Consider the following 17838-nt stretch of genomic DNA (forward strand, 5'->3'; position numbering starts at 1 on the left):
TCTCAGATCGCGGAGTTCTTTGGGGCAGTTCAACTTCCTGATGTTAGGGTGGCTGCTGCTGCTCATGGTCGGATTCTGGTTGCGACGGGGGTTGAATGACCGCAATCCGGCTGTTTGCAGAGGGTTACTCGCGGGTTAATCGCAAGAAGAGCCCTATGCGTTTCCAGATTTCATGCAGTTGACATCTTTTATTGACGATGAACAATCGAATGGTTTGACGCCGCCCCCGTCCGGCGATACGAATACCGACAATGGGGGCGCAGTGGCCGAAATCGAAGTTGCGCGGACGACCGGCTGGGACATGGAGGAATTGGCCCGGCTCGTGGAAGGCGCGCAGCGGGGCGATGCGCTGGCCATGGACGAACTGCTCGGCGTCGTCGCACCGTACGTCGGTCGGATCTGTGGACCGGTGGCGCTCCAGGACGCCGCGGACGCGGCGCAGGAGGCGCTCATCGCGGTGTTCCGCAACCTCGGCCAGCTGAAGACCCCCGCGGCGTTCCTCGGGTGGGTCCGGTCGATCGCCGTCCGGGAGGCGCTCAAGTACGCCAAGCAGCGTCAGCGCCAGGGTCCCCAGCCCGCGGACTGGGACGAGAAGCCGGTGCTGGAGGACCTCCAGCTCGCCTCGGACATCGCCGACGTGATGGGGCGGCTGGCGCCCGAGCACCGGGTGGTGCTGACCTTGCGGCACATCGACGGCCTGGACGAACAGGAGGTCGCGAGGATCCTCGTGTTACCCGTGGGGACGGTCAGGTCCCGGTTGTTCCGGGCCCGCCGGTCATTTCGTTCCGCTTGGGAGTGAGCGGGCGTCCAGGCGCCGCTGCAAGCGGTCGAAGAGCATGCCGGTCCGTTGTTCCGCCCGCAGCGCGCGCACGCGGTCGACGAGCCGGCCCCCGGGGAAGCGCAGGCTGCTGTAGAAGGCGAAACGGGTGCGCTCACCCTCGGCCACGGCGGCCATGCCGCCGACCAGCACCTTGCTCTGCATGAGGCACCAGCCCGGTCGCAGCACGATGTCGAAGTGCTCGCCGTGCCCCAGGACGCTGACGGCCCGTCCCGTCAGCCTGCCGTTCCCGGATCCGGTGACGGCGAAGGAGCGCAGTCCCGGGACGATATGCGGGAGTTCCCGTTCCAGATCGGACGCGACGGCCCACAGGGCATCGAGGGGCGCGTCGAAAAGGCGCTCTCCGTAACTCGGGTACTTCGATGCGGAGGCGATGACCTTCAAACGTCGGAGCGGGTCGATTTCGACCGCCGGCCAGTCGCTGTGCAGCGGACCAGTCACTGGAAACCGCCCCCTCTGTTTCGTATGGGAGGAAGGCTCGCAGCATCCCCCTGCATGGTCAAGCACTTCGAAATACCCGATCGGAGTGACCGCGCGCAATAGCGTATCGAGACGGCCCCGATACGGGTCCCCCCACCGATTTCTCGGAAAGAAATCCGGTCCCGCGGGAGTGCATCCGCGCCGCGCGGCCTCTTCCTCCTCGAAGGAACACGGTTACACGAGCATCGTACAAGGGGAGCAGCGGCATGCGGTTCGCCCAGTTGCCGGAGCGCAATGCGGGAACGAAAAGAACGGGGAGGGCAGTCGTGCTGACCAAGGGGGCTCCGCCGAGGACCCGACCGACACTGCCGCGCGCCCTGGCGGAGGCCGGGCCGCGCGAGGCGGGACTCGGCTTCGGCATCTGTTCCGTCCATGAGGGGCCGCCCGTGGCGGTGCACGAGGCCGAGCGCCGGATGGCGAGGGCCATGCCGCCCCGGCGGCGGGCGGACTTCCTGATCGGCCGCGGCGCGCTGCACCGTGCGCTGCGCGCGGCCGGACTGACCGCCGACGCCGTGCTGTTCGAGGGGGTGCGTCCGCTCCTGCCCCCCGGGATCTCGGCGTCGATCAGCCACTGCGACGGAGTCGCCGTGGCCGTGGCGGGGCCCGCGCGGCTCTTCCCCGCGCTGGGCGTCGACCTGGAGCTGTCCGGGCCGCCCCTGCGGGCGGCCCACCTGGTGCTGCGCGGGGCCGAGGCCGCCGCGCTGCACGGGGCGGGGCGCGCGGCGGAGCGGCGGCTGCTCGCGATGTTCTCCGCCAAGGAGGCCGCGTACAAGGCCCTCAGCCCGGTCCTGGGCCCCGAACTGCGCGGCCTGCGCGACCTGGTGCTCACCGCGGACACCGCGGACACCGCGGACACCGCGGACACCGCGGACACCGCGGACACCGCGGATGCCATGGACGCCACTGATGCCGCTGATGCCACTGACAGCGCGGACGCCGGCGGATTCCTGGTCCACGCCGCGAGCCGCCCCGATCTGAGCCTGCGGGTGAGCGTCCGCACGCTCCCGAGCGGCGGCGTCCTGTGCTGGGCCCTCCCGCTGGTCACCCCGCCCGCGCCCTGACCGGCCCGCGTCCCGACCGGCCCGCCCGGATCCCGACCGGCCCCGCCCGGGCGTCCGTACGGGCCCGCGCCCGCTCCCGACCCTGAGCACGGGCCCGCACACCCTCGACGACTCCCCGCGCGATCACACCCTCACGCGATCACCCGCACGGAACCGCACCCTCACGGAGGTCACGCCGCCATGGACGCACCCACCCTGCTCGCCCCGCCCCGGCCGGCGGACTGGACGCCGGCCGGCTGGCGTCGGCACCCGGCCGCCCAGCAGCCCGAATGGCCCGACCACGCCCTGCTGCGCAGGGTGCGCACCCGGCTCGCGGGCACCGCACCCCTCGTCCACCCCGGCGAGATCCTGGAGCTGCGCCGGGGGCTCGCCCGGGCCGCCCGCGGGGAGGGCTTCGTGGTGCAACTGGGCGACTGCGCCGAGACCTTCGAGGCGCCCACCTTCGCGGGCACCGCGGCCCGGGTGGAGCTGCTCCACACCACCGCCCGGACGCTGGGACGGGCCCTGCACCGGCCGGTGATCCCGATCGGGCGGATCGCGGGCCAGTACGCCAAGCCGCGCTCCTCGCCCACCGAACGCGTCGGTGACCTCGTACTGCCCTCCTTCCGCGGCCACTTGGTCAACGACCCCGCCCCCACGCCCGCCGCCCGCGTCCCCGACGCCACGCGGCTGCTGCGCGGCCACGCCCACGCCCGTGACGTGCTCGCCCTGCTGCGCGAACTCGCCGCGTCGGGGATGGTCGTGCGGGAGCCCGCGGCGGCCGGCGCCCCCGCCGTGTGGACCAGCCACGAGGCCCTGTTGCTCGACTACGAGGAGCCGCTGGTGCGCCGGGACCCGGTGACCGGCGGCTGGTTCCTGACCTCCACCCACCTGCCCTGGATCGGCGCGCGCACCGGTGAACCCGACGGCGCGCACGTCCGCTTCCTGGCGGGCGTGGCCAACCCGGTCGGGGTGAAGGTCGGCCCGGGCACGGATCCCGAGCGCCTGGCCGAACTGTGCGCGCGGCTCGACCCGGACCGCCGGCCGGGCCGGCTGGTGCTCATCTCGCGGATGGGCGCGGACGCGGTGCGCTCCGTACTGCCGCCCCTGGTGGAGCGGGTCGCCCGGCTCGGCCACCCCGTGGTCTGGGTGTGCGACCCGGTCCACGGGAACACGTACACCAGCGGTACGGGCCACAAGACCCGCCACGTGGACGTGGTGGGGGAGGAGATCCGCGGGTTCTTCGCCGCGGTGCGCGCCGCCCGCGGCTGGCCCGGCGGCATCCACCTGGAGGCCACCCCGGCCGACGTCACCGAATGCGTGGGCGGCGCGCCCGCGGTGGCGGAGCGGGACCTCCCGCTGCGGTACGAGAGCGCCTGCGACCCCCGGCTGAACGGCGCGCAGACCGCCCGGCTGGTGGAACTCGTCGCGGAGCTCTGCGCGACCCCCTGACCCGACCGCTCGCCCGCGGGTCACGAGGCCGCCGGGCCCGGAAGGGTTCCGGTGACGTCCGTCGCATTCCCGGACGGAACGTCCGGCGCCGTCGCCGCCTCCTGACCGTGCGACCGGCCCGCACGGGTCCGGCCGAGCGACCGAGCGACCCTGGGAGTTGTCATGCAGGACCGGACACCGCCGACACCGCCGATGCCCGAGCTGGAAGGCGTCCGGCACCACTACGTCGACGTGCGGGGGGTGCGGCTGCACGTCGCGGAGGCGGGCCGGGGCCGGCCCGTGGTGCTGCTGCACGGCTTCCCGCAGCACTGGTACGGCTGGCGGCGGCTGATCCCGCTGCTGGCCGACGACCACCGGCTGATCTGCGTGGACCTGCGCGGTTTCGGCTGGTCCGAAGCGCCCGCCGGGGGGTACGACACCGACAGCCGGGTGGCCGACGTCCTCGCGCTGATGGACGGGCTCGGGCTGGACCGGGCCGCGCTCATCGGCCACGACTGGGGCGCGTGGACGGGCTTCCACCTCTGTCTGCGCGCCCCGGAGCGGTTCAGCCACTTCCTCGCGCTGAACATGCTCCACCCGTGGCCGCTGCACCGCCGGTTGATGCCGCAGTCGTGGCGCTTCTGGTACACGGCGCTGCTGGAGCAACCGCTGCTGGGCCGCTGGGTCCTGCGCAACCGCCCCGCCTTCACCCGCTACTTGATGCGCAAGGGAGTCACCGACCCGGCCGTCTGGGAGCCCGCCGTGATGGACGGCTTCGTCAGTTCGAGCCGGGAGCCGGACCGGGCGCGGGCCGGCGAGGCGCTGCACCGGGCCTTCGCGCTGCGGGACATCGCGAAGCTGCTCCTGGGCAGCTTCAAGAAGCACCGGCTGACCACGCCGACCGTGATCATGGCGGGGGCCCACGACTTCATGCTGCCGCCGAGCGTGCTGTCGGGCGGCGGCCGGCACGCCGACGACCTGCGGGTCGACGTGGTCGCCGACTGCGGGCACTACCTGCACGAGGAGCGCCCCGACCTGGTCGCCAAGACCGCCCGCACGCTCTTCTCCGAGGCCGGCTGACCGAGGGCCCCCGCACCGTTCGCGCCGACGGTGCGGGGGCCCGTACGCGACCGTCGAGCGATCCGTGCGGCCTCCCAAGTCCCCCGTGCGGGGCGGATCTTAGGCCTGCCCGGCCGGAGCGAGGGGCTCCGGAAAAATTTTCGAATCTCGGTGGAGTGTGACGGCCCCTCCCCGTCTCTTATCTGGTGTCGGCCGCTTCGAGCCGCTTGCCGCGAGACCCCGAAACCCCAGCGCCCCACGACCGCCCCCGGGCGGACTCAGCGCTGCCCGAAAGCACCAGCCAGGCCGAGCAGAGGGATGAACATGCCCGACATATCCGCACTCAACCTCGACGTGATCCCCCAGCCCACCGCGTCCCTCGGGGTGCTGCCGACCGTCGCCGCGGAGAAGCACCCCGACACCCCCTTCCTGTCCGACACGGCCTGGCGCACCTACGACGGTCCGGTCCGCACCTTCGCCGAGTTCGCGCGGGCCGTCGACGACTACGCCGACCGGTTGTGGGCCGCCGGCATCCGCAAGGGCGACGTGGTCGCCGTGGTCCAGCGCAACCACATCGAGGTCGAGGCCGTCATGTGCGCCCTCGGCAAGATCGGCGCCCTGCCCGCCCTGCTCTCCTCCGGGATGGAGGTCGGCGAGCTGCTCGAATGCTTCGCCCGGCTGGACAACCCGTACCTGCTCGTCGACTCCCTCGGGCTCTCCCTCTTCGGCGACGCCCGCCGCGCCCTGCGGCTCCTGGTGCGCAACGTGCTGTGCCTGGAGCCGACCGAGCAGAACTGGGTCGTCCCGGTCCAGGACCGGCTGCCGCATGTGGCGAACCCGCGCGACGAGGACGAGTGGTTCGTCATCACCCACTCCTCGGGGACCACCGGCGCCCCGAAGATGGCGGCCCACTCCACCCGTTCGCTCTTCGGCATGGTCGCCCCGATGATCATGATCTTCCGGGACCAGTACTCGACGGACGACCTGAACGCCAAGCACCTGTCCTTCGTCCACGCCCGCACCTGCGCCGGCACCCTCGCCTCGCTCGAAACCGCGATGCCCGCCCTGGCCATCGCCGACCCGGACCCGGCCAACGTCAAGCGCCTGATGCTCGAACACCGCCCGACCTCCCTGGAGACGCACCCCAACGTCTACATCCAGTGGGAGTCGCTGGCCGACGACCCGGACCGCCCCTTCCAGCACGTCGAGCGCTTCATCAGCACCTTCGACGCGATGCACCCCCGCACCGTACGGGCCCTGCTGAACGCCTCCGAGCACCCCGACGCCCACTACTTCCAGGCGTACGGCCAGACCGAGTCCGGCCCGATCTGCCTGCGCATCGTGACCCGCGAGGAGTCCGCGGACTACTCGCCGCGCAACGTCGGTCACGCCGGCGGCGGCATGGAGATCCGCATCGTCGACGAGCAGGGCACCCCGCAGCCCGCCAACACCCCCGGCATCATCGAGACCCGCTCGCCCGGCCGCATGCGCGGCTACGTCGGCGGCGACCCGATGCCGCCGCAGGACTCCTGGTGGCCGATGGGCGACATCGGGCGCCAACTCGACGACGGCTCCCTCGAACTCCTCGACCGCGTCGTCGAACACGTCGACGGCGTCGGCAGCCTCCTGGAGAAGGAGGACCACCTCCTGGAGGCCCTGCCCGAGCTGGTCGAACTGGTCCTGGTGAAGGCCGAGGACACGGAGGACAGCGAGGTCTTCGCCGTCGCCTGCCCCCGCCCCGGCACCGTCCCCGACCCCGAGCGCTTCCGCGCCGTCGCCGCCGAGGCCGGGCTGCCCGACCTCCAGGTGCGCTTCTGGGAGTGGGAGGCGATGCCGATCACCGGTTCCTACAAGGTCCGCCGCTCCGTGCTCCGCCGCAAGCTCGCCCGCCGCATCCAGCGCACCACCACCACCCCCGCGAAGGAGTCCTGACCGCGATGGTCCAGCTCTGGAACCTGCTCTCCGCGTCCGTCCACGACGCGACGATGCTCCACACCCCCTCCCGCCAGGAGGAGCCCGTCAGCGGCCCCGCCCTGTTCGCCCGCGCGGAGCGCACCGCGGGCGGCATCCTGGCCGCCTGCGACGGCCGTCGGCCGCTGCGCGCCGGACTGCTCATGGCCAATGGGGAGCCCTGGGTGCGCGGCCTGCTGGCCCTGTTCCGGCTCGACGCCGCGGCCGTGCCGCTCGCGCTGCCGGTCGCCTTCGGCGGGGCCGACGCCTACGCCGCGCACATCCAGCGGATCGCGGCCGACGCCTCCCTCGACGCCCTGCTCGTCGACGGGAGCCTCGGCAGCCGGATCGTCTCCCGCGTCGCGGCCGCCGTACCGCACCTGCCGGTCATCGACATCGCCGAACCGCCCCGGGACGCCGTGGACCTCCCGCCGGTGAGCGGCGGCGGCGACGCCGCGGCCGTCATCCAGTACACCTCGGGCAGCACCTCGGCGCCCAAGGGCGTCGTGATCACCCACGCCAACGTCGAGGCCGGACTCGACGCCATCGGGGACGGCACCCGCTGGGGACCCGAGGACGCGCTCGGCCAGTGGCTGCCGCTCTTCCACGACATGGGCCTGTTCACCATGCTCGCCTCGCTGCGCCACGGCACCAGGACCTCGCTGTGGCAGCCCGGCGACTTCGTGCGCCGCCCCATGCAGTGGCTCGGCGAGTTCGCGGCGTCCCGCTCCACGATCCTGCCCGCGCCCAACTTCTTCTACGACTACCTCGTCGCGGCCGCCGCCAAGGGCATCCCCGACGACCTGGACCTCTCCGCCTGGCGCTACGGCGGCAACGGCTCCGAACCGGTCAGGCTGAGCAGCCTGGAGGCCTTCCAGCGGACCTTCGCCCCCTACGGGCTGCGCCCGCAGGTCGTCCAGCCGAACTACGGCCTCGCCGAGGCCACCCTCATCGTCAGCAGCGGCGTCCCGCGCACGGACTACCGCAGCCTGCTGGTGGACCGCGCCAGCCTGTCCGTCGGCGACCGGATCACCGAGAGCGCCGAGGCCGGACCCACCGTGCGCTCCGTCGTCTCCTGCGGTCCCGCCGTCGCCGGCATCGAGGTCCGCATCGGTGACGCCGAGGGCGCCTCGCTGGCCGAGGGCACCGTGGGCGAGGTGCAGATCGGCGGAGCGCCCGTCACCGCCGGGTACCTCGGCCTGCCCGCCGCGCAGCAGCCCTTCACCGCCGACGGGTTGCTCCGTACCGGCGACATCGGCTTCCTGCACGAGCGCGAGCTGTACGTCATCGGCCGGATGAAGGCGATGGCCGTCGTCCGGGGCCAGAACTATTACGCCGAGGACGTCGAAGAGATCGTCAAAGCCACCCCCGGGGTCGACCGCAGGCACTGCGCCGCCTTCGCCTGGGACGTCGAGGGCGAGGAACGCATGGTCGTCATCTGGGAGTCCCGGCTCGACGGGGAGAGCGCCGCCGCCGTCGGCGAGGCCATCCGCGCACGCCTCCTGGAACACCTGGGCCTGGGCGCCGTGGAGACCCTCGCCGTCTCCCCGCAGAGCCTGCCCTTCACCAGCTCCGGCAAGGTCAAGCGCTCCGGCGCGGCCGACCTCTACCGCCAGCAGACCGCGACCCCGATCGCGACCCCGACCGCCACCCTGACCACCGCACCGGAAGGACCCGCCCAGTGAGCGCCGAGAAGACCCTGGACACCGTCGTACGCGCCCTGGCCCACCAGGCCAACGTCCCCACGACCACGATCGACACGGACAAGCCGCTCACGGCCGTGCCCGGCATCGAGTCCGTCAAGGCGCTGCGCGCGATCACCGACATCGAGGACGAGTACGACGTCGTCATCCCCGACGACTTCCTCTTCGAGACGGCGACCGTCGGCGAACTGGCCGCCTTCGTCGCCTCCTTGATCCCGGAGGGCAGCTCCGCATGACGACGACCGTGGAGAGCGCTGCGCCCGAGGCACTGCTCGGCGCCCTCGGCCGCTTCACCGCCGTGCCCCGGGACCTCGGACGCTACGACACCGACGCCCGCACCGCGGCGCAGGCCCTGCGCGCCGCCCCCGAGCAGGTGGCCCGCCTGGCCGCCGAGGGACTGCCGCACGTCGAGGACTCCGCGCGCGGCCCCCTGTTCGACTACGACGACCTGATGAACGTCGGCATGTTCTGCGGGACCGGACAGACCGTGCCGGAGCTCGGACTGCGCTTCCTCATGCGGTTCGCCGCCTCGTCCCGCGACAGCTGGTACGCGCCCCGGGAATGGGAGATCGGCGTCCACCCCGCCCGCACCGCGGGCGGCGAGGACGCGGGCGCGCCGGCCCCCGCCGGCCGGCTGCCCGAGGTGAGCGTACGGGTGCCGGACCTCTCGGCGCCCGGGGTGGAACTCCTCTCCGAGCACCCCTTCGAGGACCCGCTGCGCGTCGGCGGCTACACGGCCACCGTCCGCCTGACCGGCGCCGACCGGAGCGTGCGCGACCCGCGCATCCACGCGGCGTGGAACGAGGTCGTCGAGGGCCTCGCCTCCCGCCGGGTCACCTACCAGACGGTGCCGGAGGCGCTGCGCGCCGACCACCACCGGGCCTGGGAGATGGGCATCGCCGACTGCGTGGTCGCCTCCCGCCTGCTGGCCGACCGGCTGCGCGCGGCCGGCCTGCGGGCCACCGCGCGGCGCGGCTACCTCCTCGGCCTCTTCGGCAGCGACCACGCCTGGTGCGACGTCGTCGAGGACGGGGTGCACAAGTCCCTCGACCCGGTCTTCGCCTTCGTCGCCACCGTCGGCGACGAGCGCGGGGTCGCCGAGTCCCCGGAGTTCGCCGCCGCCTGCTTCGGCAGCCGCTTCAACCGACTGCTGCCGTGCCGCACGGACAGCGCCGAACCCCTCGTCTACTTCGACGGCGAACCCGCCCCCTACTGGGCGATGGTCGGCGTCAGCGCCCGCCCCCGGAGGAACGCATGAGCCTGGCACGCACCCTCGTACGGCAGAGCCTGGACCACCCGGCCCTGCTCGACCGGATCACCGACGGGGCCCCGCTCGCCGGCGCGGGGGTCAACTCCGGCGAACTCATCCGGCTCGCCCTGACCATCGAGGACCACCTCGGCCGGCCGCTCCAGGACGAGGAACTGCTGGAGCTGACCTCCATCCAGGCCGTCGCGCAACTGGTGGGGAACGGGGCGGCCTGAGATGTGGCTCAACCACGTGGTGCGCCGCGGACTGGACCGCACCCCCGACGCCCTCGCCCTGCGCGACGCCGCCCGTGACGTCAGCTGGCGCCGCCTGCACCGCGACGTCGAGGCGCTGGCCGACCGGCTGCGCCGGGACGTCCCGCGCGGCAGCCGCGTCCTGGTCCTCAGCGGCAACCGGGTCGAGGTCATCGAGACCTACCTGGCCTGCGCGTCCGCCGCGCTGGTGGCCGTACCCGTCAACCCGGCCCTCACCGACCGCGAGGTCGACGCGATCGTCGCCTCCGTGGAACCGGCCGCCGCGATCGCCGACACCGAGGGCCTCGCCCGGCTCGCCGCCCTGTACCCCGTGCTGCCGCTGACGGACATCACCGCCGTCGGCGACCTCCCGGACGCCGGGCCGCGGCCGACGCCCCACGAGGGCGCCGGCCTCGCCGACCCGGTGATGATCCTGCACACCTCCGCCACGACCGGCACCGCCAAGGGCGTCGTCGTCGACCAGCGCTCCCTCCAACTGAACGCGCTGTCGTGGCTGGCCGAGGTGGGGCCGCGGCCCGGCACCGTCTTCCTCAACGCCGGTCCGCTCTTCCACGGCAGCGTGGTGATCGCGCTCGACCACCTCGCGGCAGGCGGTACGGTCTGCGTCCTGGACCGCTTCACCCCGCAGGGCTGCCTCGCCGCCCTGGAGCGCTGGCAGGTCGAACACGCCTTCCTCGTACCGTCCATGGTCCGCCTCACCCTCGACGCGCGGGCCCTGCCCACCACCGACCTCGGTGCGCTGCGGCTGCTCCTGCACGGCGCGGCCCCGATGCCCGCCGAGCTGGCCGCCGAGGCGCGCGAGCGGCTCGGCGTCGAGCTCCAGACCGTCTTCGGCATCACGGAGGGCGGCGGACCGGTCGTCTCGCTCGCCCCGCACACCGAGATCGGCGCACCCCCGCTCCCCGGCGCGGTCTGCGTCGGACGCCCCATGCTCGGCACCGCGCTGCGCATCACCGACGCCGACGGCCGGGACACGGAACCGGGCGAACTCGGCGAGGTCCAGGTGGCCGGCGGCGGCCTGATGCAGGGGTACTGGAAGCGCCCCGAGGCCACGGCCGAGGTGCTGCGCGACGGTTGGCTGAACACCCACGACATGGGGTGCGTCGACGCGGACGGCCTGGTCTGGATCGTCGACCGCCGCAACGACCTGATCCTGCGCGGCGGCCAGAACGTCTACCCGGCCGAGATCGAACACGTCCTGCGGCAGTCGCCGAACGTCGCCGACGTCGTCGTCGTACCGGTGCACTCCCCGGTGTGGGGCCAGATCCCCGTCGCGTTCGTCCAGCCCCGGACCCCCGAGTCCTTCGACGCGGCCGAACTGCTCGGGCTGTGCATCGAGTCACTGGCCGCCTACAAGCGGCCCGGCCACTTCCTGCCGCTGGAGACCGTCCCGCGCAACCCCGCCGGAAAGGCACTGCGGCCCCGACTGCGGGAGCTGGCCCACCGGCTCGTCATCGAAAGCGAGAACACCCCGTGACCACCACCGACTACACGCGCCCGGAGATCCTGACGGCGCTGGCCGGCGAATGGGCCGTCCCGGTGCAGGGCAACGCCGTCATCCAGTGGGACTACGACCGGCGCAACGACAAGATGGTCCGGCTCTACCAGCAGGGCAAGCAGCGCCAGTGGGACATGGACGACCGCCTCGACTGGGACCACGAGGTGGACCCCGACGACCCGCTCGGCCTCCCGGACGACTTCATCTCCATCTCGGGGTCCAAGCTGTGGGACCGCATGCCCGAGAGCGAGCGGACGCTCGTGCGCAAGCACAGCAGCGGCTGGCTGTACTCGCAGTTCCTGCACTCGGAGCAGGCCGCCCTGATCGCGGTGGGCAAGATCCTCCTCACCGTCAACGACCTGGACTCCAAGCTGTACGCGGCCACCCAGCTGATGGACGAGGCCCGGCACGTCGAGGGCTTCAACCGCTTCCTGCACACCAAGATCGGCCTGCGGTACGGGCTCTCCCCGTCCATCGCCGCGATGTTCGAGCACGCGATGCGCGAACCGCGCTGGGACTTCGGCGTGCTCGCGGCCCACATCCTGGTGGAGAACATGGGCCTGGCCACCTTCGGCGTGCACCGCGAGCGCCTCAAGGACCCGCTGGCCCGCGCGTTCAGCGCCTACGTCGCCCGCGACGAGGCCCGCCACGTCGCCTTCGGCCGGCTGCTGCTGCGCGAGTACTACCCGCAGCTCAGCGAGACGGAGCTGAAGGAGCGCGAGGACTTCGTCGTCGAGGGCTGCTGGGCGCTGCGCGACCGGTACGTCGACGACGACATCTGGAACACCCTCGGCTACGGCGAGGAGGCCATCAAGGCCTCGCGCCGCTCGCCCGCCAAGCGGGAGTTCCGCCGCCTGGTCTTCATGCGGATCGTGCCGGGCCTCAAGGAGATCGGCATGTTCGGCCCGCGGGTGCAGGAGGCGCTCCAGAAGATGGGCGTCCTCGGCTTCCACTCCGTGGACGAGGCCGCGCTGCGCGAGCTGGACGACAAGGCGGCCGTGGACGAGCTGACGCGGAGCGAGATGGACTTCCGCCGCCGCGACATCGCCTCCGTCGTCGACCTCGGCTCCCTCGCGGCGGACGGCGCACCCGCCGCCTCCTGACCGGGCTCCGCACGCCCGCCCCCGCCCCGTCCCGCCCCGCGCGGGACCACGCCCCCGTCCCGCCCCCGGACCAGCGGAGAGACCGACATGCTCGAAGCCACCCTGCCCCCCGTCCGGCCCGGTCGCATGCGCGGCCTCGCCGCCCCCGACGCCGACACCAGCGGGCGGCGGACCCTGACCGGGCTGGCCGACGGGACCGTGCCCGACCCGCCCGCCGCGCACACCCTCGCCCTGCCGCCGGCCACCTCCTGGCTGCCCGGCCTGGTCACCTGCGAGACGGAGTTCGACGCGCGGCTGACGCTGACCCCCGGGGTCGTCTTCGGCGGCTGGATCGCCTGCCTCGTCGACCACTTCGCGGGCCTGGTGATGCTGTCGGCGATCCCCGACGGGTCGGGCTTCCTGACCGCCGGGCTGTCCGTCGTCTACCACGCGCCGCTGTTGCCGGGTCCGGTGACCGTGGAAGCCGTACTGACCAGCTGCTCGACCCGGCGCGCGGTCGCCGAGGTGCGCTTCCACCAGGACGGGCGGCCCGCCTGTACCGGGACGGTCGAGCAGATCATCCACCGGGCCGGGAGCCACCGTGCGTGAGAGCGAGTTGGAGCAGGAACACCTCGACTTCCGGGACATGGTGCGCGAGTTCGTGGACCGGGAGATCGCCCCCTTCCACGCCGACTGGGAGCGGGCCGGGCTGGTCGACCGGCAGGTGTGGCGCGCCGCCGGCAAGCACGGCCTGCTCGGCATCGACGTGCCCGAGGAGTACGGCGGCGGGGGCGTGCGCGACTTCCGCTACCAGGCGATCATCAGCGAGGAGATCATGCGGGTCGGCGCCACCGGCGTCGGCTTCGCCCTCCACAACGACGTCGTCGCCCCGTACCTGCTGGACCTCGCCACCGAGGAACAGAAGCGCCGCTGGCTGCCCGGTTTCTGCTCGGGCGAGCTGATCACGGCCATCGCCATGACCGAACCCGAGGCCGGCAGCGACCTGCAGGCCATCCGCACCAGCGCCCGCCGCGACGGCGACCACTACGTGCTGAGCGGCGCGAAGACCTTCATCACCAACGGCATCCACGCGGACCTGGTGGTCGTGGTGGCCCGGACCGAGCCGGGCAGCGGCTCGCGGGGACTGAGCCTGCTGGTCGTCGAGCGCGGCATGCCCGGCTTCGAGCGCGGCCGCAAGCTGGAGAAGATCGGCATGGCCGCGCAGGACACGGCCGAGCTGTTCTTCGACGAGGTGCGGGTGCCGGTCGCGAACCTGCTGGGCCGGGCCGGACGCGCCTTCCTGTACCTGGCGAACAACCTGCCCCAAGAACGCCTCGGCATCGCCGCCTACGCCGTGGCCGCCGCCGAGACCGCCTTCGCGCAGACGCTCGCCCACTGCAAGTCCCGCAGCCAGTTCGGCCGGGCCATCGGCTCCTTCCAGCACATCCGCTTCGAACTCGCCGAAATGGCCACAGAGTTGGACGTGGCCCGCACCTACGTGGACCGGGCGATCGCCGAGCACAACGCGGGCCGCCTCGACGCGGTCGCCGCCGCGAAGGCCAAGTGGTGGGCCACCGACGTCCAGCGCCGCGTGCTGGACCGCTGCGTGCAACTGCACGGCGGCTACGGCTTCATGCGCGAGACCCCCGTGGCCAGGGCCTTCGTGGACAACCGGGTGCACGCGATCTACGGCGGCACCAACGAGGTCATGAAGGAACTCATCGGCCGCGACCTCGGCGTGTAGTGCCGTGGCCCTCTTCCCCCGAACGGAGAACGTACGTGAGTGACAGACAGCTGGAGGTCTGCGTCATAGGCGCCGGTCCCCGTGGGCTCTCGGTGGTGGAGCGGCTCTGCGCCGACGCGCGCGAGCGGGCCGCCGGGACCACCGTCACCGTGCACCTCGTGGACCCGGCCCGGCCGGGCGCGGGCAGCGTCTGGCGCACCCGGCAGTCGCACCACCTGCTGATGAACACGGTCGCCTCCCAGGTCACCCTGTTCACCGACCCGAGCGTCGAGATGGCCGGCGCCCCCGCCCCGGGGCCCAGCCTGTACGCCTGGGCCCGCGGCCTGGTCGACGGAACCGCCCACGACGGGGCCGTGCACGACGGGGCCGCCTACGACGGGACCGCCTACGACGACCAGGTGTTGGCCGAAGCCAGGGACCTCACCCCGGACTCGTACCCGACGCGCGCCTTCTACGGGCACTACCTGGAGTGGGTCTTCCGCCGTGTGGTGCGCACCGCACCCCCGCGGCTCACCGTCCACGTCCACCCCCTGCGCGCGGTCCGCCTCCACGACCAGGCGGACGGACGCCAGTGCGTCACGCTCGCCAACGGCACCCGCATCGCCGACCTCGACGCCGTGGTCATGGCCCAGGGCCACCTGCCGCTGCTCCCCGACGCCGACGAGCGGCGGCTCGCGGAGTTCGCCCGTACGCACGGCCTGCGCCACGTCCCGCCGGCCAACCCCGCGGACACCGAGCTGTCCGCCGTCGCTCCGGGCGAGGCCGTCGCCCTGCGCGGGCTCGGCCTCAACTTCTTCGACCACATGGCCCTGTTCACCCTCGGCCGCGGCGGCACCTTCGAGCGCCATGACGGGACCCTGGTCTACCGTCCCTCGGGCCGCGAACCCCGCCTGTACGCCGCCTCCCGGCGCGGAGTCCCGTACCACTCGCGCGGCCGCAACCAGAAGGGCGCGCACGGGCGCCACCACTCCCGGCTGCTGACCCCGGACCGGCTGGCGCAGCTGCGTGCCGTCGCCGACGTCGAGGGCCTCGACTTCGTCCGTGACCTGTGGCCGCTGATCGCCAAGGAGGTCGAGACCGTCTTCCACACGGCGCTGCTGGCCCGCCGGGCGACCCCCGAGCAGGCCCGCCGGTTCGAGGAGGACGCCCTGGCGACGCCCTGGGGGTCCGCCGAGGAGAGCGAGGTCTTCGCCCGCTTCGGCATCGGCCCCGAGGACCGCTGGGACTGGGAGCGGATCGCCCGCCCCTACGGCGACCGGCCCTTCCGCGGCGCCGAGGACTTCCGGGCGCGGCTGCTGGAGGTCCTGCGCCGGGACCTCGTCGCCTCCGAGGAGGGGAACGTCGACGGTCCGCTGAAGGCGGCGCTGGACGTCCTGCGCGACCTGCGCAACGAGATCCGGCTGGTCGTGGACCACGGCGGGCTCACCGGCCGCTCCCACCGCGAGGACCTGGACGGCTGGTACACCCCGCTCAACGCCTTCCTGTCCATCGGTCCGCCGCCGCGCCGCATCGAGGAGATGATCGCCCTCGTCGAGGCCGGGGTGCTCACGGTCCTCGGACCGGGCATGCGGGTGGAAGCGGACGAGCGGGCCGGCGCCTTCGTCGTCGCCTCGCCCGAGGTCCCCGGCTCGCGCACCGAGGTCACCACCCTGATCGAGGCCCGGCTGCCCGAACCCGACCTGCGGCGCACCGCCGACCCGCTGCTGCGGCACCTGGCCGCCACCGGAGCCTGCCGCCCCCACGAGATCCGCGACCTCGACCACGGCTCCCACCGCACCGGTGGCGTGGCGGTCACCGCCCGCCCCTACCGGCTGGTCGACGCCGCGGGCCGGGCGCACCCGCGCCGCTTCGCCTACGGGGTGCCGACCGAGGCCGTGCACTGGGTGACGGCGGCGGGCATCCGGCCCGGCGTGAACTCGGTGACCCTCGGGGACTCCGACGCGATCGCGCTGGCGCTGCTCGACCTCGCCGTGCCGGCAGCCGTACCCGAGCCCGTACCCGCCGGAGCCGTGCCGCGGGAGCGCCCGTGAGCGCGCCGCGGCCGGTGGGGGAACCGGCACCGGACACCGGCCTGCTGTCGCCCGTACGGGCGGGCACCGCCGCCGAGGCCGCGACGGGCGACCCCGCCGTCCTCCAGGCGATGCTCGACGCGGAGGCCGCGCTGGCCCGGGCCCAGGCCCGGCTCGGCGTGGTGCCCGCCCGCGCCGCCCGGGCCGTCACGGCCGCCGCGCGCGCGGAGCTCTACGACCTGCGCGAGGTCGCGGTGCGCGCCCGGGCGAGCGCCAACCCGGTGGTGGCGCTGGTGCGGATGCTCACCGAAGCGGTGGCCCGCCAGGACCCCGGGGCGGCGCAGTACGTCCACCAGGGATCCACCAGCCAGGACGTCCTCGACACCGCGCTGATGCTGGTCGCGGCCCGCACCGCGGACCTGATCCTGGCGGACCTGGACCGTACGGCCGCCGCGCTGGCCGCGCTGGCCCGCGCCCACCGGGACACCCCGATGGCCGCGCGCACCCTGGGCCAGCACGCGGTGCCCACCACCTTCGGGCTCAAAGCGGCCGGCTGGCTCCAGGCCGTACTGGACGCCGAGGAACGGCTGCGCCGGGTCCGGGAGCAGGGCCTGCCCGTCCAACTGGGCGGCGCGGCGGGGACCATGGCCGGCTACCTGGAGTACGCGCGCCTCGGCGACGGCGACGGCGTGGGCGGGGCCGGGGTGCGGGAGCCGGACGACTACGCGCCGCGGCTGACCGCGGCCGTCGCCGCCGAACTCGGCCTGGCCGAACCGCTGGTGCCCTGGCACACGGTGCGCACCCCGCTCGCCGACCTGGCCGCCGCGCTGTCCCTGACCGCGAGCGGGCTCGGCACGCTCGCCGCCGACGTCCAACTGCTCTCGCGCACGGAGACCGCCGAGGTCACCGAGGCGGCCGCCGAGGGACGCGGTGCCTCCTCCGCCATGCCGCACAAGCGCAACCCGGCCCTGGCCGCGCTGATCCGGTCCGCCGCCTACCAACTGCCCGCTCTGGTGGCCACCCTCGCCCAGGCCGCCGTCACCGACGACGAACGGCCCGCCGGAGCCTGGCACGCCGAGTGGGAGACGCTGCGCACGGCCCTGCGACTGACCGGCGGCGCCGCCGCCACCGCCGCCGAACTGGCCGCGGGCCTCGTCGTCCATCCCGCGCGGATGCGGGCGAACCTGGAACTCACCGGCGGCCTGGTGGTCTCCGAGCGGCTCGCCGCCCTGCTCTCGCCGGAGCTGGGGCGCGCCGGTGCGCGGAGCCTGGTCTCGGCGGCCTCCGCGCGCGCCGCCGAGAGCGGCCGACACCTGGCCGACGTACTCGCCGCGGCGCCGGAGCTCGCCGGCCGCCTCGACGCCCCCGCGCTGCGCGCGCTGTGCGAACCCGCGCACTACACCGGGGCGGCCGCGACCCTCGTGGACCGGGTCCTGGCCCGCCACGCGCGCACCCGACGCCCGGGCTGACCGCCCCCCCGACC

16 protein-coding genes are annotated in these 17838 nt (G+C 73.7%); 15 read left to right on the top strand and 1 reads right to left on the bottom strand.

The features are described 5' to 3' along the window. The first annotated feature begins 301 nt into the window (after positions 1 to 301). A complete protein-coding gene (locus tag ACIBEA_RS21825; RefSeq protein WP_399263459.1) occupies positions 302 to 799 on the top strand; it encodes an RNA polymerase sigma factor in 498 nt (165 codons plus the stop codon). Here ACIBEA_RS21825 and ACIBEA_RS21830 read toward each other — a convergent pair. Next, positions 776 to 1279 (bottom strand): hypothetical protein, encoded by a 504-nt coding sequence (locus tag ACIBEA_RS21830; protein ID WP_399263295.1) that lies wholly within the window; start codon positions 1277 to 1279, stop codon positions 776 to 778. The genes ACIBEA_RS21825 and ACIBEA_RS21830 overlap by 24 nt on opposite strands. Positions 1280 to 1584: 305 nt before the next feature. Between ACIBEA_RS21830 and ACIBEA_RS21835 the strand changes: the two genes are divergently transcribed. From ACIBEA_RS21835 to pcaB, 14 genes are all read left to right on the top strand, one after another. Then, entirely contained in the window at positions 1585 to 2379 is a 795-nt protein-coding gene (locus ACIBEA_RS21835; protein ID WP_399263297.1) for a 4'-phosphopantetheinyl transferase superfamily protein, read from the top strand. Between the two features lie 180 nt (positions 2380 to 2559). Then, positions 2560 to 3810, top strand: a complete 1251-nt coding sequence (locus tag ACIBEA_RS21840; protein WP_399263299.1) for a 3-deoxy-7-phosphoheptulonate synthase — start codon at positions 2560 to 2562, stop codon at positions 3808 to 3810. Positions 3811 to 3972: 162 nt separating this feature from the next. Beyond that, positions 3973 to 4869: an alpha/beta fold hydrolase gene (locus ACIBEA_RS21845; protein ID WP_399263301.1), complete on the top strand. Its 897-nt coding sequence runs from the start codon at positions 3973 to 3975 to the stop codon at positions 4867 to 4869. A gap of 303 nt (positions 4870 to 5172) precedes the next feature. Beyond that, positions 5173 to 6780, top strand: a complete 1608-nt coding sequence (locus ACIBEA_RS21850; protein ID WP_399263303.1) for a class I adenylate-forming enzyme family protein — start codon at positions 5173 to 5175, stop codon at positions 6778 to 6780. Between the two features lie 5 nt (positions 6781 to 6785). Next, a complete protein-coding gene (locus ACIBEA_RS21855) occupies positions 6786 to 8483 on the top strand; it encodes an AMP-binding protein (protein ID WP_399263305.1) in 1698 nt (565 codons plus the stop codon). Then, positions 8480 to 8737, top strand: a complete 258-nt coding sequence (locus tag ACIBEA_RS21860) for an acyl carrier protein (protein ID WP_399263307.1) — start codon at positions 8480 to 8482, stop codon at positions 8735 to 8737. The genes ACIBEA_RS21855 and ACIBEA_RS21860 overlap by 4 nt, the downstream gene beginning before the upstream one ends. Next, complete coding sequence (locus ACIBEA_RS21865; RefSeq protein ID WP_399263308.1) at positions 8734 to 9759, top strand: hypothetical protein; 1026 nt, start codon at positions 8734 to 8736, stop codon at positions 9757 to 9759. The genes ACIBEA_RS21860 and ACIBEA_RS21865 overlap by 4 nt, the downstream gene beginning before the upstream one ends. Then, a complete protein-coding gene (locus ACIBEA_RS21870) occupies positions 9756 to 9983 on the top strand; it encodes an acyl carrier protein (protein ID WP_399263309.1) in 228 nt (75 codons plus the stop codon). Before ACIBEA_RS21865 ends, ACIBEA_RS21870 begins: the two co-directional genes overlap by 4 nt. A gap of 1 nt (position 9984) precedes the next feature. Next, a complete protein-coding gene (locus ACIBEA_RS21875; protein ID WP_399263310.1) occupies positions 9985 to 11499 on the top strand; it encodes a class I adenylate-forming enzyme family protein in 1515 nt (504 codons plus the stop codon). Then, entirely contained in the window at positions 11496 to 12623 is a 1128-nt protein-coding gene (locus ACIBEA_RS21880) for a ferritin-like domain-containing protein (RefSeq protein ID WP_399263311.1), read from the top strand. Before ACIBEA_RS21875 ends, ACIBEA_RS21880 begins: the two co-directional genes overlap by 4 nt. A gap of 87 nt (positions 12624 to 12710) precedes the next feature. Further along, positions 12711 to 13211 (top strand): PaaI family thioesterase, encoded by a 501-nt coding sequence (locus ACIBEA_RS21885; protein WP_399263312.1) that lies wholly within the window; start codon positions 12711 to 12713, stop codon positions 13209 to 13211. Further along, positions 13204 to 14346, top strand: a complete 1143-nt coding sequence (locus ACIBEA_RS21890; RefSeq protein ID WP_399263314.1) for an acyl-CoA dehydrogenase family protein — start codon at positions 13204 to 13206, stop codon at positions 14344 to 14346. Before ACIBEA_RS21885 ends, ACIBEA_RS21890 begins: the two co-directional genes overlap by 8 nt. Positions 14347 to 14381: 35 nt before the next feature. Beyond that, on the top strand, positions 14382 to 16376 hold the full coding sequence (locus tag ACIBEA_RS21895; RefSeq protein ID WP_399263316.1) for an FAD/NAD(P)-binding protein: 1995 nt from the start codon (positions 14382 to 14384) through the stop codon (positions 16374 to 16376). After that, the gene (gene pcaB, locus ACIBEA_RS21900; RefSeq protein ID WP_399263318.1) at positions 16373 to 17824 is read left to right on the top strand and encodes a 3-carboxy-cis,cis-muconate cycloisomerase; all 1452 of its coding nucleotides are present in this window, start codon (positions 16373 to 16375) and stop codon (positions 17822 to 17824) included. Before ACIBEA_RS21895 ends, pcaB begins: the two co-directional genes overlap by 4 nt. Positions 17825 to 17838: the final 14 nt, after the last annotated feature.

It is taken from the genome of Streptomyces sp. NPDC051555 (genome assembly GCF_044454405.1).
Taxonomy (GTDB): domain Bacteria; phylum Actinomycetota; class Actinomycetes; order Streptomycetales; family Streptomycetaceae; genus Streptomyces.

Coding starts and splice junctions, on each gene's coding strand:
- ACIBEA_RS21825 (WP_399263459.1), top strand. CDS start 302: ATGGAGGAATTGGCCCGGCTCGTGGAAGGCGCGCAGCGGGGCGATGCG.
- ACIBEA_RS21840 (WP_399263299.1), top strand. CDS start 2,560: ATGGACGCACCCACCCTGCTCGCCCCGCCCCGGCCGGCGGACTGGACG.
- ACIBEA_RS21845 (WP_399263301.1), top strand. CDS start 3,973: ATGCAGGACCGGACACCGCCGACACCGCCGATGCCCGAGCTGGAAGGC.
- ACIBEA_RS21850 (WP_399263303.1), top strand. CDS start 5,173: ATGCCCGACATATCCGCACTCAACCTCGACGTGATCCCCCAGCCCACC.
- ACIBEA_RS21855 (WP_399263305.1), top strand. CDS start 6,786: ATGGTCCAGCTCTGGAACCTGCTCTCCGCGTCCGTCCACGACGCGACG.
- ACIBEA_RS21865 (WP_399263308.1), top strand. CDS start 8,734: ATGACGACGACCGTGGAGAGCGCTGCGCCCGAGGCACTGCTCGGCGCC.
- ACIBEA_RS21870 (WP_399263309.1), top strand. CDS start 9,756: ATGAGCCTGGCACGCACCCTCGTACGGCAGAGCCTGGACCACCCGGCC.
- ACIBEA_RS21875 (WP_399263310.1), top strand. CDS start 9,985: ATGTGGCTCAACCACGTGGTGCGCCGCGGACTGGACCGCACCCCCGAC.
- ACIBEA_RS21885 (WP_399263312.1), top strand. CDS start 12,711: ATGCTCGAAGCCACCCTGCCCCCCGTCCGGCCCGGTCGCATGCGCGGC.